The organism is Actinomadura sp. 3N407 (assembly GCF_052245875.1).
Lineage (GTDB): Bacteria > Actinomycetota > Actinomycetes > Streptosporangiales > Streptosporangiaceae > Spirillospora.
Window position 1 is genome coordinate 13,517 of the sequence record NZ_JBQQBP010000004.1, and the last position, 21,004, is coordinate 34,520.

At 71.2% G+C, this 21,004-nt stretch carries 19 protein-coding genes; 13 read left to right on the plus strand and 6 right to left on the minus strand.

Features of this window, described 5'->3' with window-relative positions; translation table 11 throughout:
* Nucleotides 1-154: 154 nt before the first annotated feature.
* Complete coding sequence (gene typA, locus ACTWPP_RS10720; RefSeq protein ID WP_443104025.1) at nt 155-2,008, plus strand: translational GTPase TypA; 1,854 nt, start codon at nt 155-157, stop codon at nt 2,006-2,008.
* Nucleotides 2,009-2,084: 76 nt separating this feature from the next.
* Here the strand turns inward: typA and ACTWPP_RS10725 are convergent, their stop codons facing one another.
* Complete coding sequence (locus ACTWPP_RS10725; RefSeq protein ID WP_443104026.1) at nt 2,085-2,567, minus strand: FHA domain-containing protein; 483 nt, start codon at nt 2,565-2,567, stop codon at nt 2,085-2,087.
* Between ACTWPP_RS10725 and ACTWPP_RS10730 the strand changes: the two genes are divergently transcribed.
* Entirely contained in the window at nt 2,553-2,804 is a 252-nt protein-coding gene (locus ACTWPP_RS10730) for a hypothetical protein (protein ID WP_443104027.1), read from the plus strand. The genes ACTWPP_RS10725 and ACTWPP_RS10730 overlap by 15 nt on opposite strands.
* A 48-nt stretch (nt 2,805-2,852) precedes the next feature.
* A complete protein-coding gene (locus tag ACTWPP_RS10735; protein ID WP_443104028.1) occupies nt 2,853-3,482 on the plus strand; it encodes a hypothetical protein in 630 nt (209 codons plus the stop codon).
* On the opposite strand, the gene ACTWPP_RS10740 is transcribed toward ACTWPP_RS10735, so the two are convergent.
* The 5 genes from ACTWPP_RS10740 to ACTWPP_RS10760 all read right to left on the minus strand — a co-directional run bounded on the left by ACTWPP_RS10740 (nt 3,386) and on the right by ACTWPP_RS10760 (nt 10,165).
* The gene (locus ACTWPP_RS10740) at nt 3,386-4,135 is read right to left on the minus strand and encodes a 4Fe-4S single cluster domain-containing protein (protein ID WP_443104029.1); all 750 of its coding nucleotides are present in this window, start codon (nt 4,133-4,135) and stop codon (nt 3,386-3,388) included. The two genes, ACTWPP_RS10735 and ACTWPP_RS10740, sit on opposite strands and share 97 nt — an antisense overlap.
* On the minus strand, nt 4,132-6,060 hold the full coding sequence (locus tag ACTWPP_RS10745; RefSeq protein WP_443104030.1) for an AAA family ATPase: 1,929 nt from the start codon (nt 6,058-6,060) through the stop codon (nt 4,132-4,134). Before ACTWPP_RS10745 ends, ACTWPP_RS10740 begins: the two co-directional genes overlap by 4 nt.
* 104 nt (nt 6,061-6,164) lie before the next feature.
* Nucleotides 6,165-7,292, minus strand: coding sequence for a response regulator receiver protein (locus ACTWPP_RS10750; protein WP_443104031.1), 1,128 nt, complete (start codon nt 7,290-7,292; stop codon nt 6,165-6,167).
* Nucleotides 7,289-9,646: a protein kinase domain-containing protein gene (locus ACTWPP_RS10755; protein WP_443104032.1), complete on the minus strand. Its 2,358-nt coding sequence runs from the start codon at nt 9,644-9,646 to the stop codon at nt 7,289-7,291. Before ACTWPP_RS10755 ends, ACTWPP_RS10750 begins: the two co-directional genes overlap by 4 nt.
* A 12-nt stretch (nt 9,647-9,658) precedes the next feature.
* Nucleotides 9,659-10,165, minus strand: a complete 507-nt coding sequence (locus ACTWPP_RS10760; protein WP_443104033.1) for a DUF4282 domain-containing protein — start codon at nt 10,163-10,165, stop codon at nt 9,659-9,661.
* Nucleotides 10,166-10,874: 709 nt separating this feature from the next.
* Here ACTWPP_RS10760 and ACTWPP_RS10765 point away from each other — a divergent pair.
* The 10 genes from ACTWPP_RS10765 to ACTWPP_RS10810 all read left to right on the plus strand — a co-directional run bounded on the left by ACTWPP_RS10765 (nt 10,875) and on the right by ACTWPP_RS10810 (nt 20,918).
* Complete coding sequence (locus tag ACTWPP_RS10765) at nt 10,875-12,563, plus strand: hypothetical protein (RefSeq protein WP_443104034.1); 1,689 nt, start codon at nt 10,875-10,877, stop codon at nt 12,561-12,563.
* Nucleotides 12,564-12,631: 68 nt separating this feature from the next.
* A complete protein-coding gene (gene cpaB / locus ACTWPP_RS10770; RefSeq protein ID WP_443104035.1) occupies nt 12,632-13,306 on the plus strand; it encodes a Flp pilus assembly protein CpaB in 675 nt (224 codons plus the stop codon).
* A gap of 7 nt (nt 13,307-13,313) precedes the next feature.
* Nucleotides 13,314-14,894: an AAA family ATPase gene (locus ACTWPP_RS10775; RefSeq protein WP_443104036.1), complete on the plus strand. Its 1,581-nt coding sequence runs from the start codon at nt 13,314-13,316 to the stop codon at nt 14,892-14,894.
* Nucleotides 14,891-15,280, plus strand: a complete 390-nt coding sequence (locus ACTWPP_RS10780) for a TadE/TadG family type IV pilus assembly protein (RefSeq protein ID WP_443104037.1) — start codon at nt 14,891-14,893, stop codon at nt 15,278-15,280. The genes ACTWPP_RS10775 and ACTWPP_RS10780 overlap by 4 nt, the downstream gene beginning before the upstream one ends.
* 3 nt (nt 15,281-15,283) lie before the next feature.
* Nucleotides 15,284-16,717: a CpaF family protein gene (locus ACTWPP_RS10785; RefSeq protein ID WP_443104038.1), complete on the plus strand. Its 1,434-nt coding sequence runs from the start codon at nt 15,284-15,286 to the stop codon at nt 16,715-16,717.
* 34 nt (nt 16,718-16,751) lie between these two features.
* Complete coding sequence (locus ACTWPP_RS10790; protein ID WP_443104039.1) at nt 16,752-17,681, plus strand: type II secretion system F family protein; 930 nt, start codon at nt 16,752-16,754, stop codon at nt 17,679-17,681.
* A gap of 7 nt (nt 17,682-17,688) precedes the next feature.
* A complete protein-coding gene (locus ACTWPP_RS10795) occupies nt 17,689-18,579 on the plus strand; it encodes a type II secretion system F family protein (protein WP_443104040.1) in 891 nt (296 codons plus the stop codon).
* Nucleotides 18,560-19,765, plus strand: a complete 1,206-nt coding sequence (locus ACTWPP_RS10800) for a sensor histidine kinase (RefSeq protein WP_443104041.1) — start codon at nt 18,560-18,562, stop codon at nt 19,763-19,765. Before ACTWPP_RS10795 ends, ACTWPP_RS10800 begins: the two co-directional genes overlap by 20 nt.
* A gap of 67 nt (nt 19,766-19,832) precedes the next feature.
* Nucleotides 19,833-20,513, plus strand: a complete 681-nt coding sequence (locus ACTWPP_RS10805; protein WP_443104042.1) for a LuxR C-terminal-related transcriptional regulator — start codon at nt 19,833-19,835, stop codon at nt 20,511-20,513.
* Nucleotides 20,514-20,684: 171 nt separating this feature from the next.
* A complete protein-coding gene (locus ACTWPP_RS10810) occupies nt 20,685-20,918 on the plus strand; it encodes a hypothetical protein (protein WP_443104043.1) in 234 nt (77 codons plus the stop codon).
* Nucleotides 20,919-21,004 lie beyond the last annotated feature (86 nt).

The window sequence follows — 21,004 nt, forward strand, 5'->3', positions numbered from 1 at the left end:
GGCAGATTACAAAGAACGGGCAAAGTTGGCGAATCGGGGCCCCTGGGACCAATGGGACGGCCGTCACGGAACGGGGTGCGGGCACGGGCAAGTAGAATGGTCGATGCCGTGTTCTGCGGCGGATCCCGAACTCTCACCCCAAGGCGAGCCCCGCATGCCCATCTCCACGCGCGACGACCTCCGGAACGTCGCGATCGTCGCCCACGTCGACCACGGAAAGACGACGCTGGTCGACGCCATGCTCTGGCAGTCCGGGGCCTTCCGTGAGAACCAGAACGTCGACGACCGGGTGATGGACTCCGACGACCTGGAGCGCGAGAAGGGGATCACCATCCTCGCGAAGAACACCGCCGTCCGGCACAACGGGCTGACGATCAACATCATCGACACCCCCGGGCACGCCGACTTCGGTGGCGAGGTGGAGCGCGGGCTGTCCATGGTGGACGGCGTCGTCCTGCTGGTGGACGCCAGCGAGGGCCCGCTCCCGCAGACCCGGTTCGTGCTGCGCAAGGCGCTCGCGGCGCGGCTGCCGGTGATCCTCGTCGTGAACAAGACCGACCGTCCCGACGCCCGCATCGACGAGGTCGTGGACGAGACGTACGAGCTGTTCATGGACCTCGACGCCGACGAGGACCAGATCGACTTCCCGATCGTGTACGCGTCGGGACGCGCCGGGCGGGCGTCGCTGGACAAGCCCGCCGACGGCGACATGCCCGGCAGCGACGACCTGGAGCCGCTGTTCAAGGTCATCACCGAGACGATCCCGGCGCCGTCCTACGACCCGGACGTCCCGCTGCGGGCGCACGTCACCAACCTGGACGCCTCCAGCTACCTCGGCCGGATCGCGCTGTGCCGGCTGCACGCCGGAACGATCAAGAAGGGCCAGCAGGTCGCCTGGTGCCGGCATGACGGCAGCGTCGAGCGGGTGAAGATCACCGAGCTGCTGATGACGGACGCGCTCGTCCGCAAGCCCGCGCAGGAGGCGGGGCCGGGCGACATCATCGCGATCGCCGGCATCCCCGACATCATGATCGGCGACACGATCGCCGACCCGGACGACCCCCGCCCGCTGCCGCTGATCACCGTGGACGAGCCCGCGATCTCCATGACGGTCGGCACCAACACCGGGCCGATGGCGGGACGGGAGAAGGGCACCAAGGTCACCGCCCGGATGGTCAAGGACCGGCTGGAGCGCGAGCTGGTCGGCAACGTGTCCATCAGGGTGCTGCCGACCGAGCGTCCGGACGCGTGGGAGGTGCAGGGCCGCGGCGAGCTGGCCCTGGCGATCCTGGTCGAGAACATGCGCCGCGAGGGCTACGAGCTGACCGTCGGCAAGCCGCAGGTGGTCGTCAAGGTCATCGACGGCAAGAAGCACGAGCCGGTCGAGCGGCTCACCATCGACATCCCCGAGGAGCATCTCGGCGCCGTCACGCAGCTGCTGGCGGTCCGCAAAGGCCGCATGGAGCAGATGACCAACCACGGCACCGGCTGGATCCGGATGGAGTTCCTCGTCCCGGCGCGCGCCCTGATCGGGTTCCGCACCGAGTTCATGACCGAGACCCGCGGCACCGGCATGGCGCATCACGTGTTCGAGGCCTACGAGCCCTGGTTCGGTGAGCTGCGCACCCGTCCGTCCGGTTCCCTCGTCGCCGATCGCTCCGGCGCGGCCACCGCGTACGCGATCACGAACCTGCAGGACCGCGGCACGTTCTTCGTCGGGCCGACGACCGAGGTGTACGAGGGCATGATCGTCGGGGAGAACTCCCGCGCCGACGACATGGACGTCAACATCACCAAGGAGAAGAAGCTCACGAACATGCGGTCGTCCACCGGTGACGAGCTGGAGCGGCTCACCCCGCCGCGGCTGCTGTCGCTGGAGGAGGCCCTGGAGTTCTGCCGCGAGGACGAGTGCGTCGAGGTCACCCCGGGCGCCGTCCGCATCCGCAAGGTCGTGCTGGCCGCCAAGGAGCGCGAGCGCACGCGCGCCCGCACCAAGCGCGCCGGCTAGCTCCTCACCGTCCCGCAGAACGACGAAGGGCGGCCCCGCGGTTCTCGACCGCGGGGCCGCCCTTTCGCCGTGCTGCTCAGTTCAGCTGGACGGTCCCGGTCACGTCGGCGGCCAGGCGGAGCTGGTCGCCGTTGCGGAGGGGCGCCTCCACGCCGCGCGGGAGCCGTTCGCCGTTGACGAACGTCCCGTTGGTGGAGCCCTCGTCACGCACCCACGCCGTCCCGGACGGGTCGAGCCACACCGTGGAGTGGCGGCGCGACACATTGTCGTACTGCGTGAACGTGGCCGCCACGGGCGACTGGCCCGCGTCCCGGCCCAGCACCAGGTGCTGCCCGACGGACACCTTCAGCTCGCCCGTTGGGAACATCACGCGCAGGATGGGCGTCCCCTTCTGCGGCAGCGGGCGCAGGCACGAGTCGCACTGCGCGGCGGCGGGGTTGGTGAGCACCGCCTCGCAGTACGGGCACATGAACGCCGTGCTGTCCGGGGCCGGTGGGCGCTGACCCTGGTTGTGGTCGGGCGGCAGCAGCGTCGCCTCACGCCCGTGCTGCGGCTGCATCGGCGGCTGGCCGCCACCGTGCTGCTGAGGCGGCTGGCCGAACTGGTGGTCGGCGGGGCCGGGCTGTGGCATGCCGTACTGGTCCGGCTGTTGCTGCTGGTACTGATCCTGCGGCGGGTACTGCGGCTCGCGCTGCTGGTACTGGTCCTGCGGCGGCGGGAACTGCTGGTCCTGCGGCGGGAACTGCTGGTCCTGAGGGGGGTACTGCTGCTCCGGCTGCTGGTACTGGTCCGGTAGCGGAGGCTGCTGCTGGGGCGCCCCCCACGGGTCCTGCTGCGGCTGCTGTTGCTGGGGCATTCCCCACGGGTCCCCAGGAGGCTGCTGCTGCGGCATCGGCGGCTGGCCGCCACCGTGCTGCGGCTGCCCCCCGTGCTGCTGATTCTGGGGCTGGCCGTACTGGGGCTGCCCGTGTTGAGGCTGCCCGTGCTGGGACTGTCCGTGCTGGGGCTGTCCGGGCTGCTCGGGAGCCTGTGGCATGGGCGGCGAGGCCCACGGGTCCTGCTGCGGCTGCTGTTGCTGCGGCTGGCCCCACGGATCCTGCGACTGGCCGGGCGGGCCCGGCGGCTGGTGCGGGGCCTGCTGCTGGTAGGGGTCGTGCTGCTGTGGCGCCTGCTGGTACGGCTGGCCGTGCTGCGGCGGGGCGCCGTACTGCTGGCCGCCCTGCTGCGGTCCCTGCGGCGGGTAGCCCTGCCGCTGCTGGTCGTCGTACCCGCCCGGTGCCTGCCGGTGGGCGCCGCCGCCGGCGCGGGCCAGGTTCGCCCCGCAGCTCATGCACAGCAGGTCGCCCTGCTGGAACGGCTCGTCACAGACAGGACAGTTCAAGGTCGCCATGACACATCCCCCGAGCGCACCCCGGCGCGGTCGAGCCTCGACGTGAGGTGCTCCATGTCACCCCTTCGCGGGATCCCGATGTAGTACACCCGCCTTCCCTCCGGCCCTTCGTCCACGGACACCTGTACTCGGGGCCCTGTTTCATCTCCAGTCTCTCCGATGTCGGCCAGTGCCCCGTACCGTTCGCGCCCCAGCGGGGACAGCGGCACGACGCGCTGGTTCGCCGACCCCCTCCAGAGTAGAGAGCCGCCCTCGGGGTGTCGCCCCCCAGGGTTGAGCCGGTCGACGTACGGGCCCGTGATCACGGCATCACACATGTCCAGGATCTCGCGCGTCTCTCCGCTGCGTGTGAGCCGAGAGTAGACATATCCGCTGTAGACCAATATGTCCACCGCAATCGTCTCACGGTCGCGGTCGTCTCGCCACGCGCGGACCCCCTTCAGCAGAGACGCCAGCGCGGCCGGCTGCTGGAACGGCTCACCACCGGAAACGGTGACCCCGTCGACCGGCCCCGGCAGGGAGTCCAGCCAGCCGAGAACCGCCTCGACGGGGACGGCCTTGCCCGGGTCGGCGTCCCACGTGTCCCGCGACAGGCAGCCGTGGCAGTGCAGCGTGCAGCCCTGCGTCCAGATGCCCGCGCGGGTGCCGGGGCCGAGTGTGGTCACCGGATAGTGCGCCTTGGCGAGAAGCAGCGTCCCCTTCGGTCCGCCTCCCGCCGCCGGCGGCTCGGAGGTCACTGGAGTTCCAGATGGACGATGCTGCCCTCGCGCCGGATGCCCGTCACGGTGACCTTCTCGTCGGGCACCAGCTCGCGGTCGAACAGCGCGCGCGCCAGCGGGTTGACGAAGAACGACTCCAGCGCCATGCCGATGCCGCGGCCGCCCTTGGCCAGCTCCTCCGTGCACCACCCGCGGAGCGTCTCCAGCGCCTCGCCCTTCACGGCGAGGACGAGCCGGTGCTCGTCGGTGACCCGCCTGCAGATGTTCGCGAACTGCAGATCGAAGATCTTGTGCGCCGCCTCGCCGGAGATGAAGTCGAACACCACGATGTTGTCGCCGAACCGGTTGAGCAGCTCCGGCCGGTTGAGCACCTCGGTGAAGTGGTCGGCGACGGCGCCCTTGATGCGCTGCTCGACCTCCTCGTACGACATCCCCGGTGTGATGTTCTGCACCCGATCCACCGGGAACCCGTCCGCCGCACCGTGCGGGGACCCCCCGCGGGTCGTCAGGTCCCGCCCCGGCACGAACATCCCGAGGTTCGAGGTGAAGATCAGGATCGACTCGGAGAAGTGCACGGTGTTGCCGCGCCCGTCGGTGAGCCGGCCGTCCTCCAGGATCTGCAGGAACTTGTCCAGGATCCGCGGGTGCGCCTTCTCGATCTCGTCGAAGAGGATCACCCGGAACGGGTCCTCGCGAACGGCGTTGGTCAGCTCCCCGCCCGCCTCGTGGCCCACGTAGCCGGGCGGGGACCCGATCAGCCGGTCGCCGGAGCCCTCGCCGGAGAACTCGCTCATGTCGAAGCGCAGATAGGCCGACTCGTCCCCGAAGACCAGCTCGGTGATCGCCTTGGCCAGCTCCGTCTTGCCGGTGCCGGTCGGGCCCGCGAAGAACAGCACCCCGCGGGGACGGCTGCCGGACCGGGTCGCCTGCGCGCCCGACAGGCCGAGCACCGCCCGCTTGAGGATGTCGAGGGTCTTGGTGACGGCCTGCGGCTGCCCGATCACCCGGTCCGGGACGCGCTTCTCCCCCTCCAGCACGCGGCGCCGCAGATGGCCGCGGCTCCACGGGTTGTCGAGCACGCCGAGCTTGTAGGTGCGGACCGCGTCCGGCAGATCGGCCAGGTCGACGTTGCGCTCCTTGGCCAGCCGGGTCACCTCGATCATCGACTGGAGGGTGAGCCCGTCGGCCTGCTCGGCGAACGCGTCGCACGCCGCCGCGGCCACCTCGTCCGCCCCGACGTCGGTCACCCCGAACGCGCGGGCCAGCAGCCGCGCGGTCTCCTGCCGGTCACCCAGATGCGGGCGCGGGATCGTGATCTCGCGGATGGACTCGTTGTCGGTCGTCAGCCACGGCGGCAGGTCACCGGGCCGCTCCACCAGCCACACGATCGGGTTGTAGAGCGGCTTCGGCCGCGGCCCCGTCACACGGACCGGCCGGGCGCTGCGCGACAGCTTCGCGCAGACCCGGAAGAAGTCGCGTTCGGCCGGCTCCAGATCCGTCGGGCTCCGGGCGATCCGCGACGCCGAGTCGATCACGAACGCGGCGCGGATGTTCTCCTTCGGCCTGGCCACCGAGGCGAGATGCCGGGTCAGCCCCTCCAGCGACGGCTTGTCGTCCGACTTGATCTTGCCGAGCAGCTGCTCGGCCGACTGCGCCGCCTCGTCCGCGCCCACGTCGCCGCCGCCCGGGTAGACCTGCAGGCCGTCCACCGGGTCGTACACGACCATGCAGGACGCGCCGCTGGACCGCAGCGTCTCCCACAGCAGCCCGCGCAGCGGCAGCAGCCGCGCCGCCCCGCCCTCCAGCGGCGGCGCGAGGAAGCTGTCGTGCAGGTTGCCCGACAGGACGTACTGGGAGTGCACCGAAAGGGTCGCGTCCAGCTCCCGGATGAACGGCGGCCAGCCCTGCAGCCGCCCCCCGAGCGTCGGCGATTCAATGCTCATGCGCGCTCCCTCGTGGGGGGACGAACCCCCGCACCCCCCGTTTCACACCGCTCATCCGAGTACTCCGCTCCACTCCGATCACGCCCGCGGGCGATTTCGGCACTTCACTTGTGACGCTCCCGGTGGCGTTCGCGTTGGCCCGCACGGCCCCTAGTCTGCCCCGGCCCGGCCGAAACGGGCAGTTCGCGGACGCCGGGCTCCAGCCGCCACGCCACGTCCGAGCGGATCCCGGCGTCCGCCAGCCGCCCCCTGGCGGCCTCGAACGCCTCGCACCACTCCCGCTCCCGCTCCACGTCCACCCGCCGGTCGTCCTCGCTCTCCGCGGGCCGCTCGCGCACCATCGACGCCCGCACGTGCGCGGCGTCGTCGACCCGCATCCGCACGCTGTGGTCGGGCCAGCCGCCCTTCGTCAGCGTCACGGTGCCGTCCTCGGCCGTCAACGTCTCGAACCCGGCCTGGACCTCGTACCCCATGTCCTCGAACGCCGTGGTGATCGAGTCGAGGACGTAGCGGCGCTCGGCCTCGGCCTGCTCGGCGGCGTCGCGCTCGGCCGCCCGCCGCCGCTCCTCCTCCCGGCGCTCCTCGGTGCGGCGGTTGGCGGCCTGGATCCGCAGCCGCACCTCCTGCAGGACGCCCTCGGCCTCCTCCGCCGTGCCGATCCCGGCGAGCAGCCCCGCCGCCTCCGCGACCGCCCGCCGCTCCGACTCGGCCACGTCGGGCAGCAGCCGCGTCATGATCCTTTCGAGGTTCGCCCGGACGTCGTCCTCCGGGGGCGGCGGCGGGGCGCTCCGCCGCGCGTCGGCCCGCAGACCTTCGGCGGGGGCCGTGAAGATCTGCGTGGTGACCTGGGCGGCCAGATGCTCCGACAGGTGCCGTTCGGCCTCGTCCAGGACGGGGTCGGTCGCGGCGCACCAGGCGGTCAGCTCCTCGGCGGACCGCTCGGCGGGCTGGAGCCGTTCGGGGAGCGCCACCTCCGCGCCGATCTTCGCGCCGGTCTCGGCGAGCGCCGCGATGCGCGCGTTGCGCTCCACGACCTCCCGCAGGGCCCGCTCCTGGGTCTCGACCTCGGCCAGGGCCGCCGCCCGCGCCTCGGCGCGTCCCTCGGCGAGCGCGGCGAGCGCCTCCGCACCCCGGCCCGCCAGGCCCGCGCCGCGTCCGAGAACCCGGTTCATGCCCAGGCTGAGCACCACCGCGGCGTCCAGGACGACGTCCGCCTCGATCCCGCTGCTCACAAGGTTCCTCCGGTCGTCCGCGTCTGGCGCCACTGGTGCAGCCGGACGCCCGCCCCCACGGCGTGTGCGGCGGGCCCCACGATGAGGAGGAGAAGCCACAGCATGCTCGCGACGGACGTCAGCGCCCCGACCAGGAGCAGGATGAGCAGAAGCGGGATCGTTCCGGCGAGCAGCAGGAACCCGCAGCCGCGCCGCCCGGTGCTCTGCGCCGCGCCCGTCATCGTCTGGGACGCCTTCGACAGGCCGCGGCCGCTCGCGCCAAGGAAACCGGAGAGCATCGACCACGGCCCGTGGGGCAGATAGTCCTTGCCCTGCGCGCGCGCCAAGAAGACTTCGCTGCCGCAGTGCACCGCCCAGGCGAGCACAGAGAAAACGGCCAGGACGCCGAACGAGAGGCCCGAGGACGACCTCTGCAGCCCGACCGAGGCCGTCCCCTCCTCGTCGCCGCCGCCGAACAGCGAGCCCACGACCCAGCTTCCGAGAAGCCAGAGGAACAGGAGCGGCAGCGTCCAGAGCACGGCCCGAGTCATCGCCGAACCCCGCCCGGCGAGCCGCTGCCGTTCCCGCTCCTCCCAGTGCGCGCGGAGCGCCTCGTCCCGCTGCCGCGCGGCGTCCCGGTCGCGTACCCGCGCCTCGGTCTCCACGACGGCCTCGGCCGCGGCGAGCGTCACAGCGAGCAGCCGCAGCGGATCGTCGCCCGCGCCGTCCGCCAGCCACGTGAACCACGGCACCGGCTCGGCGATCGACTCGCGCGCCCGCGCCGCGCCCTCGGCGATCGGCTCGTGCGTCTCGGCCGGACGCGCCGCCAGGGCGAGCAGTGTGAGCAGGACGGCGGGCGGCTCCTCGGCCCCGGCGTCGGGCAGCCGCCGCGCGAGCCCCGGCGGCATCCCGTCCTGGCCGCGCAGCCAGCGCGCCAGGTCGTTCCAGGCCGACACGTGCGCACGCCACTGGTCGTCGACCCGGGCCAGGTCCTCGCCGGTCTCGAACCCGGCCAGGACCTGCAGCAGGTGGTGCTCCCAGAGCGCCCGCCCGATGAGGCAGGCGGTGCGATGGTCGGCATGGCGGTGATCGCCGGCGAGGGCGGCGAGGCCGGAAAGGTCGTCGGCGGTCAGCCGCCGCCCGAGGAAATGCGGGGGCAGCGCCGGATCCAGCCACCGCACCAGGTGCAGCAGCTTCACGTCCGGCGGCAGAGCCGTCATCAGGTAGCCGTCGACGAGCCCGATGCGGCCGTCGTCCGGAATCTCCGCGAGCCACTCGCGCAGGCTCCGCCACGCCTCGCCCGACTCTCCGCGCCCGAAGAAGTACCGTGCGGCGTGATCCCAGTTCTCGACGAGCGCGCGCGCCAGCTCGTCCCGGCGGGTGTAGCGGTGCCCCCTGAACGGGAGACCGCTGCCCGCCTCGGCTTGGACGCTCTCCTCGGCGACGGGCGGCGAACCGCCGTCCAGCCACTCGCCGACCTGCTCGCCCGTCCACCTCCTGCGCGGGTCGCGGGCCAGCAGGCCCCGGCACAGCAGCCGCAGCCTCGGGTCGGCGACGTCGTCCGCGCTCACCGGACGCGTCGCCAGATGGTCGACCACGACGGTCTCGCTCAGCCCCTCGAACGGTGCCCGGCCCGTGGCCAGCTCCCGGACGATCATGCCGAGCGACCACCAGTCACGGGCGGGCGACACCTGGCCCGACAGCGACTCCGGTGCCGCGTAGGCCAGCGTCCGCGACGACGACGCGAACACCACGCTCTGGTCGAGCACCTTGCTCAGCCCGAAGTCGGCGATCGCCAGCCGCACCGGTTCGGTGCCCAGCACCAGGACGTTCTCCGGCTTGAGGTCACGATGGACGACGCCCGCCAGGTGCAGTGCCGTCAGCCCCTCCGCGAGCTGCGCCGCGATCTCGCCCGCCGTCCCGGCCGGCAGCGGACCCTCCCGCATCAGCGCCCGCAGATTGCCGTCCGGCGCGTACGCGGCGACCTCGTAGTCGCGCCCGTCCGCGTGCCCGGTCTCCAGGATCCGCAGCACGTGCGGCGAATCCAGCGCGGGCAGCTTCGCCCACACCTCCCGGTCGGCGCTGTACCCGCGGCGGAAGATCTTCACCACGTACTCGTCGTCGCGGGCGTCGCGCACCAGCAGCAGGTCCGACTCGGCGCCCTGCACCGGCAGTTCCGCGACGGCCTCGTACCGCTCGGCGAGCACCGCCGGGAGCCGCATCAGCGGATCGCCGGCAGCCGCCCCGTCTCGCCACGTCGCGGGCGCCGGACGCGGCCCGGGCACCCGCGCGTCGCGCCGCGTCGCTCCGGCGTCGCGCCGCGTGTCCCGTGGTGGGGGCCCGCCACCGGGCCCCGTCCCGTCGAACTCGCCCACCGGCAGCTCCGTCTAGTTCTTGTCCTTGATGGCCCGCAGGTACTCGCTGATCTTGAACTGGTTGATCACGAACTCCATGAGGATCCGGACCGCCAGCAGCTGGAACACCCACAGGAACGGAGCCGCGACGAGCAGCAGGAGCGCGAAGAACGTCGCGCCCTGTGCGAGCCACGCCAGGCCGTACCCCGCCACGAAGAGCGCCCCCAGGGTGATCAGAACCAGCGCGATCACGTAGATGATCTTGACGAGCCTGGTGGTGATCATGTGGTCGAAGTTCATGTCGAACAACGCCGCGAACACGCCCTTGTCCGCCGGATCGCGCGGGGGAGGCGTCCAGACCTGTCGCTGGTCCTGCGGCCCGGTTTGCGGCCCGGTTTGCGGCCCGGACGCCGGGCCGGGCGGCCGGGGACCCGGGACCCCGCCCGGCTGCTGCGGCGGGGGCGGCGGGCCGTACGGACCGCCCGGCTGGTCGGGCGCCGGCCTTCGCGGTGGATAACCGGGGTCCGGTGGGTTCGTCATCTCCGTCGCTCCAGTCTGGGGCCGCCTACAGGGAGACTCTAGAGCCTGCGACCGGCCCCGCGCCGGAAGGCGCCGAGCGGCGACGGTGCCAAGGGGACCCGGCTGCACAGGGCATCGCATCAAGAGTCTCAAGCGGACACCTTGGCACTCTCTGTAACCACCGTCCGGCGCAGCGCAACCGCCTCACCTGCCACATTAATGGTCCACTATTCAATTAGTCGACGCCTTGACGTCGCTGTGTAGTCATGTCCAGGGCCCTGGGACCTAATTTTTGGCCGACTGTGGACTTTTGGTCGGTCGTTGATCACTTCACCCGCTCCGGGAGAATGGTGCGGGGCCATGCCACCCCCGGGAGGCGACGTGGGCGTTATGTACCTGCCGTGGGTGGCCGAGAGTGCCCGCGGACACCGTCACCGGTCGCGCCGGAAGCTCCGCGCTCACTGCTTCCCAGGTCAGGCGGCTATGGCCAGAATCCTCGAACTTGTTGTCCCGCGAGTGGAACCGGGGGAATGCGGACGCCATCGAAGAATGCGGTGCCACGGTTCAATTGCGATTCGCCCACAGGAAGGGCTAATCGCTTGAGTCGTGACAACCGCGGTGACTAACGTCAGCGTACCCGCAACCGGACGAAAAGCGTCGCGGGAGCTCGTCCGCTGCGGAGAACAGGAGGGGGCGGCCCGGTGAGGCCCGAGAATGAGCCGAGGCGCCCGTGACAGCGGTCGTACTCGCCGGTGATTTCCCCAGCACGGGCATCTTGCAGGCCACCGAGGCCCAGCGGATCGGGCTGGGCGGCGGCGGTGAGGTGCCGCCCGCCTTCATCGATCACATGGCGTACGCCCTCGGCCGGCGGGAAGCCGTGCTGGTGATCTACCCGTCGTGGAAGGGCGCGGAGGCACACCGGCTGGTCCGGCTGGCCCGCTCCGCGCTGCTCACCGACCGCATCGCCGGTCTGCCGCTCGACGTCCCCCCGCTCGCGCTCTCGCTGATCGCCGACCAGTTGACGTTCGCGTCCTCCTACGCCCGGCCCGGCGTTCTCGCGAGCCTCGCCCTGCGGCTGTGCGAGAGCGTCCACGCCGGGGCCTGGGTGAACAGTGTCGCCCGCCTGGAGCACATCAAGACCGGACTCGCGGCGCACATGTCGTCCTATCTGCCGGGCAACGGGTTCTCGGTGTCGGCGGGGCCTCGCCCCGCGGTGCACCGCATCACCTCGGCCAAGCCCGTCCCCGAGCCGGCCTCGCGCCCGGCCGATCCCGTCCTGATGCTGTTCAGCCACGAGAACGGCGACGTCGACTGGCTTCAGCACAAGCTGCGTCCGGCGATCGCGGCGGTCTCGATGACGGCCGTCGCCGCGCAGCCGATGAGCGCCGAATACTGGGGCGCCAAGAAGTACGCCGAGTTCGTGGCCTTCAGCGGGCATCCGCAGGCGCTGCAGGGCCTGCTCGCCGGTTCCGACTACCGGCCCTGCGGATGGTGCGGGGAACCGACCGCCCTCCCCGAGTGCCCGTTCTGCTTCATGGTCCAGCCGGGCGGTGATTCCGGGACCGCCTCACAGTCTCTCCAGGGACGGACGCAGCCGCCGAGCCCGCAGCCGCAGCCCGTCCAGCCGCAGCCCGCTCAGCCCCAGCCTGTTCAGCCGCAGCCGGCTCAGCCGCAGCCCGTTCAAGCCCAGCCCGTTCAAGCCCAGCCCGTTCAGCCCCAGCCTGTTCAGCCCCAGCCTGTCCGGCCGCCGGCCGCGAACCCGCAGCCGCCCGCGCCGCAGGTCCCCCCGCCGGACGAGACCCGGCCGGAGTACCCGGAGGCCCCGCCGACGCGGCCGCAGATTCCGCAGCCTCAGGAGGGCGGCGGCCCCCAGCGGCCCCAGTGGCCGCGTTCCCTGCACCCGCACGACTCGCACAAAATCACGCCCGTCTCGGAGGCCGAGGAATCGCCCGCGCCGACGCGCAGGGAACCCGTCCTGGCGGCGCCGGTCCGGACGCGCGCACAGACGCCGCCGAACTCATGGGGCAACACCGCCTCACCCGATCACGCCGCCCCGCCCGGCCACGCCGCGCCGCCCGATCACGCCGCGCCGTCCGGCCACGCCGCCTCACCGGATTCCCGCGGGACCGGCGACGCGGTCCCGCCCGCAGACATCCCCGAACCCGCCGACACCCCCGAACCCGAAGACCTCACAGACACTCCCGAACCCGCCGAACCTCCCGAACCCGCCGACGCCGAGGCCGACGCCGAGGAGATGCCCCCGCCCGGGGGCGCGTCGTCCATCGGGCGGCTCCTCAACGGTGCCGCGTCCCGGCAGGCGGAGCCGACCGACCCCGAGCGGGCGTCCCGGACGGCGCCGGACGACGACGACTGGCCGCGTGCCGGCACCGTCACGTTCCGTCCGCCGCGCCCCCGCTGAAGCCTCCCGACCCCCGGAAAGAGAAACGGAGTCCCATGAACCCGCGCCAGCGTCGTGGAGTTCTGCTGATGATCCTGGCTGCGCTCGGCGCCGTTGCCGTATTCGTCAGCATCATCGGTTACGTCGGCTCTGTTCGGGCCGAGGTCGGCGTGAAGACCGACGTGCTCAAGCTCAAACGGCCGATCAAGGCGTTCTCCCCGATCAGCGGGGACGACCTCGAACGCATCCGGGTGCCGAAGAAGTGGTCGCCGGACACGATGGTGACCGACGTCGCGCAGCTCGAAGGCAAGGTCGCCGCGGCCGACATCCCGGCCGGGTCGCACCTGCAGACCGGCATGCTCGTCCCCGGCCCCACGCTGCAGCCCGGCCAGCGCGAGATCGCCATCATGATCGACGCCGAGACGGGGGTGGCGGGCAAGGTCCACGAGGGCATGCCCGTCGACATCTACGCCACCTACCAGAGGCAGGAGGGCAACAAGCAGCAGTCCTGCGCGGCGCGGATCGTCAAGGCGGCCCGGGTCATCCAGATCGGCCAGGAGACCAAGGTCAAGGACCAGGAGAACTCCTCGGTGACCGAGTCGCAGGTGCCGATGACGTTCGCGCTCAGCGCCGCGGACAGCCTGAAGCTGACCCGCGAGGAGAGCTTCGCGAACAAGATCAGGCTCGCGCTCATCGGCGGATCGGGGACGGGCGTGGACGGCGTCAAGCTCCCCCCGGTCTGCGAGACGGTCCCGGCGAGGTGAGCCCGCGATGACCATCCAAGTCCTCCTCGGCATCGAGGACCGCGACCTCGCCTCCTCGCTGAGCGGCCAGTTCCGCGAGCTGCCCGACATCAAGGTCATCGCGGTCGAGACGACGTCGAGCCATCTGGCGAGCACGGTCGCGACCGTCCCGCAGCTTGACGTGGTGCTGGTGCATCAGGGCCTCGGGCCGCTGCCGGCGCTCGACCTGATCCGCGACATGGTGGTCCGCCAGCCGCAGCTCGCCGTCATCCTGATCGCCGACGACGCGACGGCGGAGACGCTGTCGGGGGCGATGGCGGCCGGGGCCCGCGGGGTCATCTCGAACGAGCCGACCCTGTCGGAGCTGCAGAACCGCGTCCACCAGGCGTCGGAGTGGTCGCGCACCATGCGGCGGCATTTCACCGCCACGGAGGTGCCGGGGCAGGGCGGCCGGCTGGCCCGGCTCGTGACCCTGTGCGGGGCCAAGGGCGGCGTCGGCACGACCACCCTGGCGATCCATCTCGCGATCGCCGCGTCCAGTGCGGGGCAGACGGTCTGCCTGGTCGACATGGACCTGCAGAACGGCGACATCCCGGGCTACCTGGACGTCCAGCACCGGCACAGCATCGCCGACCTCGCCGCGGCGGCCGGCGACCTGGACGGGGCGGTGGTCGCCGAGGCGCTGTTCGTCCACCCGTCGGGGCCGCACCTGCTGCTGGCGCCCGGTCAGGGCGAGGACGCCGAGGAGATCTCCGCGCGGGCCGTCAGGCAGATCCTCACCGTCGTCCGGTCCCGCTACGACGTGGTGATCGTGGACGGCGGCACGCACGTCGCCGACGCCAACGCGATGGCGGTGGAGCTGGCGGACGAGGCGGTCATCGTCGCCACCCCGGACGTGCCGGCGCTGCGGTCCGCGCGGCGGCTGGCGCGGATGTTCGCGCGGCTCGCGATCCGCAAGGAGGAGGATCTGAGCGTCCTGCTCACGCGGCAGGACAAGCGCAACGAGATCCAGCCCGACCTGGCGCGCAAGATGGTCGGCTCCCCGCTGCGCGGCGTCGCCGTGCCGGCGGCGTTCCGGGCGCTGGAGGAGGCCGCGAACACCGGCTCGCCGGCGGCGGTGAAGAACTCCGACTTCCGCAAGGCGGTCGGCAGGGCCGCCGCCGACCTGGGCCTGCTCGGCACCGCGCCGCAGCCGGAGCCCGTCCCGCCGGCGGTCCCGCAGAAGCAGGGCGACGCGGGCGCGGTCGCGGTGGAGTTCGCCGGGATCCTCCCGCTCATCGCGCTGATCTTCCTGCTCGTGTGGCAGGTCGTCCTGGTCGGGCTGACCTCCACCTACTCCAGCCACGCGGCGAACGAGGCGGCCCGAGCGGTGGCCGTGATCGGATACGACAAGCGCGACACCGCGGAGGCCAAGGCCAACCGGGAGGAGGTCCGGCGCCGCGCGATCAGCCGCATCAAGGGCGACTGGAAGGACCGCGAGCACCTGACGATCAACGTCGTGGACGGCTACGCCGTGGTCACCATCGACACCCCGATCCTCATCCCCGGGCTGCGCAGCTCGTGGGGGATCCAGACCAGAACCAAGATCGTCGACGAGGGTGAGGGGTGAGCGGCGTGGCGGCGCACGGGTCCCGGCGCCGGGGCGACGCGGGCGCGGTGGCGCTGGAGTTCGCGGGCTCGGTGCCCATCGCGTTCTTCATCATCTTCCTGTCCTTCCAGGCCTACATCTCGTTCACCACGGTGTCGCGCGTGGAGAACATCGCCCGCACCGGGGCACGCGAGGCCAGCCAGCGCTACGAGCCGAACCTGTGCGTCGAGTACGCCAGGAACGTCCGGCCCGCGTGGCTGAACGACTACAAGATCGAGGGCGGAACCACCACGGTGGACGGCACCGACGCCGTCTACTGCCACGTGGAGGCGAAGCTCCCGCTCCTCTTCAAGGGCGTGCCCTTGGACTACACCGTGAAGCGCACCGTCACGATGCCGCTGGGGTGAGCGATGGCACTCAAGGATCGCCTGGAAGACGACCGGTCGGCCAACGACCGGACGAGTTCGAACACCGTCCAGCACTGGCGGCAGCGCCTGCTGGAGGAGATCAACCTCGACGAGCTGGCGCGGCTGACGATGGCGCAGCGGCGGGCCCGGCTGGAGAAGGTCGTCGGGCTGCTGGTGACGCGGGAGGGTCCCGTCCTCGCCGCCGGGGAGCGGGCCAACCTGATCCGCCGGGTGGTGGACGAGGCGCTCGGCCTCGGCGTGCTGGAACCGCTGCTCGCCGACCCGAACGTCACCGAGATCATGGTGAACGGCCCCGACTCGATCTTCGTGGAGCGGGCCGGCCGGGTGCACCGGCTGGACACCGGGTTCGCCAGCGAGGAGCAGCTCTACCAGACCATCGACCGGATCGTGGCGCAGGTCAACCGGCGCGTGGACGAGTCGAGCCCGATGGTGGACGCGCGCCTGCCGACCGGCGAGCGGGTCAACGTCATCGTGCCCCCGTTGTCGCTGGTCGGCCCGATCCTGACGATCCGGCGCTTCCCCCGCGCGTACTCGGTGGAGGAACTGATCGGCATGGGGTCGATGGACCAGTCCACCGGCATGCTGCTGGCCGCGTTCGTCCGGGCACGGCTGAATCTGGTCATCTCGGGCGGTACCGGTACGGGGAAGACGACGATGCTGAACGCGCTGTCGGCGTTCGTCCCGGAACACGAGCGCATCATCACGATCGAGGACTCCGCCGAGCTCCAGCTGAAGCAGGAGCACATCATCCCGCTGGAGTCGCGTCCGGCCAACATCGAGGGCAAGGGCGCGATCACGATCCGCGACCTGGTCCGCAACGCGCTGCGGATGAGGCCGGACCGCATCATCGTCGGTGAGGTCCGCGGCGGCGAGACGCTCGACATGCTCCAGGCGATGAACACCGGCCATGACGGTTCGCTGGTGACGGTGCACGCCAACTCGACGGAGGACACCGTGCACCGCCTCCAGACGCTGGCGAGCATGAGCGACGTCAAGCTGCCGTTCGAGGCGATCCGCGACCAGATCGCCAGCGCCGTCGACGTGGTCGTCCAGCTGAGCCGCGGGCCGGACGGGTCCCGCCGGATCACCGAGGTGGCGGTGGTGGACCCGGCCCGGCGCGACGCGTCCACGCTGCGGCCCGTCGTGCGGTTCGAGTCCGAGCCGATCGGCCCGGACCGCGAGGTCCACGGCGCGTTCCGGGCGCTGCCGCTGCCGGACGCCCTGCTCACCCGGTTGTTCCACGCGGGCGAAAGCGTCCCGCCGGGCTTCGCCCACGGCATCGGCGGCGGCGGACAGGCCGGTGTGGGGCAGGCCGGCGGGGGACACGGCGGCCAGGGACACGGCGGCCAGGGACACGGCGGCCGCCCTCCGGCGGGTGGCGGGATGAACGGCCACGGACCGCGGATGGGCCAATGAACCGCATCGACGAGGAGACGAGGAGGTGTCCGCTGTGAGCCTGCCACTGCCGGTGATTCTGCTGATGCTGGTGGCGACCCTGGCGCTGGCCGTCTGGGGCGTCGGCGACCTGATGATCGGGTGGGCGCAGCGCAGCCGCCTGGTCGCCCGTTCCGCGCTGGTCTCCGACGACAGCATGAGCGGCCTGATGTGGCGGCTGGACGTCGCGATCCGCCGGACGTCCCTGGGCAAGACGCTCGCGCGGCGTCTGACCGCCTCCGGGATGCGGATCCGGGTGTCGACGTTCCTCACGCTGATGACCGTGACCGGCGTCGTCGCGATCTTGCTGATCGGCCGGTGGATGGCCCCGATCTTCGGGATCGCCGCCGCGATCGGCGTCGGCTTCGCGTTCCTGTCCTACGTCCGGCGCCGGGAGGAACGGCGCCGAGAGGAGTTCATCGCCCAGCTGCCGGAGCTCGCCCGGGTGCTGTCCAACGCCACCCACGCCGGCCTCGTCATGCGCACCGCCATCGAGATCGCGGCGGACGAGCTCTCGGACCCCGCAGGGGAGGAGCTGCGCCGGACCGCGGACGCGTTGCGGCTCGGCCAGCCCGTGGACGACGCTCTCCGCGACCTCGGTGAGCGCCTCCCGTCCCGGGAGCTCGGGGTGCTGATCAGCACCCTGCTGGTGTCCGCGCGGGCGGGCGGCTCGCTGGTCACCGCGCTGCGCACGATCGCGGCCACGCTGGAGGAGCGCAAGGAGATCCGTCGCGAGGTCAAGACGATCATGGGCGAGGCGGTCGTCACCAACTGGGCGATCGGGCTGCTCGGGATCGCCGGGCTGGCCATGGTCAACGTGATCATGCCGGACGCGCTGCGGGTGATGAGCGGCAAACCCGCGGGCCAGTTGATCCTGGGCGTCGCCGCCGGACTGTTCATCACCAGCCTGCTGATCATCCGCAGGATGACCCGGATCGACGTGTGAGGTGAACGTGGTCATCTACGCAATGGCGGCCGGTGGAGCACTGTGCGTGCTCATGGGCGTCATCGGGCTGGCTCAGCTGACCGCCGGGGACCGGGTCGCCACGTCCGCGGTGCCGCTGGCCAAGAAGCCCGACAAGGACGAGAAGTTCGTCCTGGACGTCATCGCCGACTTCCTGGGCGCCCCGTTCGCCCGGATGGCGATGGAGCTGCTGGGGCCGTGGCGACTGAAGATCCGCAAGCGGATCGACGCGGCGGGCCGTCCCGGCGGGATGACCGTGGAGACCTACGCCCGCCGCAACGCGGGCTACGCGGTTCTGTTCGGCCTGCTCGGCCTGGGGCTCATCGCCAACGGGCAGACCATGTTCGGGATTCTCGCCTTCCTCGGCTCCCTGCAGACCGAGCTGATCCTGTACAGCAAGCGCGTGGCCCGGCAGGACAGCATCCAGCGGTCGATGCCGGACTTCCTGGATGTGCTGGCGGTCACGGTCAGCGCGGGGCTGAGCTTCCGCCTGGCGCTGGCGCGCGTCGCCGAGAGCATGCCGGGCCCGCTGTCGGAGGAGTTCATGGTGGCGCTGCGGCAGATGGAACTCGGCACGCCCCGGCGGGAGGCGTTCGAGGACCTGCGCACCCGCAACAACTCCGAGGCGGTGAACCTGTTCGTCACGGCGATCCTGCAGGCGGAGGAACTCGGCGCGCCGCTCGGGACGGCGCTGGTCGACATCGGCGGCGACATGCGGCGCGAGGCCGCCCAGTGGGCCAAGCGCAAAGCCCAGCGAACCACACCGAAGATCACCGCGATCACGATGTCGATGACACTCCCGGCACTGATGATGGTCGTGCTCGGGGCCCTCTTCATCGGGTCGGAAATGGGTGGTGCGGGTGGAATCCTCGGCGGCTGAGCGCGGGGCGTTCCCGGAGCGCGTCGGATCGGCCTTCCGGATGCTCATGGAGATCCGGATGCTGATCACGGCGCTCAGCATGCTGCTGCTGCCGCGTGAGCAACTGACGGTCGGCGTATTCGTCCTCATGTTCTCGATGGTCCTGCTGTCCTGGGGGACGGCACGGCAATGGCGGTTCGTGGCGCCGCGCGTCGCCGCCCACCCGTCCCTCTACACGCTCGACATGTTCCTCTCCTTCGCGGTCCTGGGCGTGGGCGGGATAGCGGGCCCGTACTTCTTGTCCACCGTCGCGACCGCCACCGTGGCCGGGCTCCTTTACCGGTGGCAGGGAATGCTGTTCGTGGCGAGCCTCCAGATTCTCGTCTACTACCTCACTTACGCGCTGACCGCGTCCCGGGCGGGTGACCTGACCTTCCAGGCGCTGCTGGGACAGCCCCTGTACTACCCGCTCGCGGGATTCGTGGGGGTCGCGTTGCGCCGGCTGCTGGACGATTACGCGGCCAAGGAGACGGCGCTGCGCCAGGCGCAAGTACTCGCGGCGGCGTCCCAGGAAAGGGCCAGGCTCGCCCGCGAGATGCACGATTCACTGGCCAAGACGCTCCGCGGCATCGCGCTCGCGGCGTCCGCGCTGCCGCTGTGGGCGTCCAGGGACCAGACGCGCGCCGCGCTGGAGGCGGAGCAGATCGCGACCGCCGCGGCGGTCGCCTCCCGCGAGGCCCGCGACCTGCTCACGGAGCTGCGGGACGACGCCATTACGCGCTCTTTGCACGAGGCCCTCCGAGATGTCGCGGACCGCTGGGCCGAACAGACGGGGATCGCCGTGACCTGCGATCTCGATGCCCGGATCGAGCCGGAGCTGCGCATGAGGCACGAGGCGGTGGCGATTCTCCGTGAGGTCCTGACCAATGTCGAGCGGCACGCGAAGGCGGATTCGGTGAAGGTGAGGCTCGTGAAGGAACAGGATGACCTGGTACTGACCATTGCCGACGATGGCGCGGGTTTCCAGCTCCGGCAGCTGCCGGACCTGGCGCGGGAGGGCCACTACGGTCTGATCGGCCTGCACGAACGCGCTCAGCGCGTGGGGGGTACGGTGACGATCTCGTCCGAGCCGGGGGACGGCACCACCGTCTCCGTCCGCCTTCCCGCGGACGTGTCCGAAGATGTTCCTTCGGTGGAGGTGAGCTGACATGGGAGTCCCGCGCGTGGTGGTGGTCGACGACAACGTGGTCGTCCGGTCGGGCCTGGTCTCGCTTGTGGAGGCGTCCGGCGTCGAGGTCGTCGGCGAGGCGGGCGACGGGCGCACGGCCATCGAACTCGTCGACCGGCTGAAGCCGGACCTGGTGCTGCTGGACGTGCAGATGCCGCTGATGGACGGAGTGGCCGCGGCGCAGGTGCTCAGCGCCAAGACACGGGTGATCATGCTCACCTACACCGAAGACCCGAAGGTGGTCAGGGCGGCCATCGGGAACGGCGCCGTCGGTTATCTTGTCCACGGTTCGTTCACGCCCGAGGAGTTGACGGCCGCGGTCCACGGCGTGGTGGACGGCTCGAACCCGCTTTCCCCCGCCGCGGTGTCGGCGCTGGTCGGCGCGGTCCGCAGCGATTCGCAGAGTTCCCGCGATTCCCAGGGCGGCCCGGAATCCCGCGATACGGGCGAAGCCCAGAGCGTCCGGGACACACCGGCCGGTCCCGTGCGCGACCAGTACGTTCCGGCGGCGAGAAAGGCCGGTGACTTCGGATTGTCCACCCGTGAGGCCGATGTCATGCGGCTCATCGCGCGGGGACGTTCCAACGGCCAGATCGCCCAGCATTTGTTCCTTGCCGAGAAGACCGTGAAGAACCATGTGAACCGTATTTATGCCAAGCTCGGTGTCACCTCACGGGCCGCGGCGATCGCACAATGGATAGGAACGTCGGACGAGGGAGACGGATGATGCGGACCTCCCGGCCGGTCGGAATGGACCCGGCCCCTTGGGTCCGGGGACCCCATCGATGTTGGGTCCGATGGGCGGCATTAATTGGGCCGCTGGACCCTGGGGAAGGTGTTCTGGTTTCCCTACTGTTGTCTGTGTCAGGGCGAGACAGAAACAGCCGGGAGGCGCCAGATGAACTCGTTGATCCCCCTCTACGTCACTCTCCAGACTTTCGTCCAGGACCGCGCCGAGCAGCTCAGGGAAAGGAAGGACCGGGGTGTCAGCGCGCTGGAGTACGGCGCTCTGATCGTGGTCGCCGCGCTGGTCGTCGGCATCCTCTACAGCCTGATCAACGGCTCGGTCCGGACCTCGGTCTCCAACGCGATCACCAAGCTCTTCAACCCCGGTGGAGGCGGCTCCAGCTGATTCCGGCCGAGTCCGCCGGGCCGGACCGGTGTGAAGTGATCCGTCAGCGCCCGATGGGGGAACCGCATCCGATGCGGTTCCCCCAT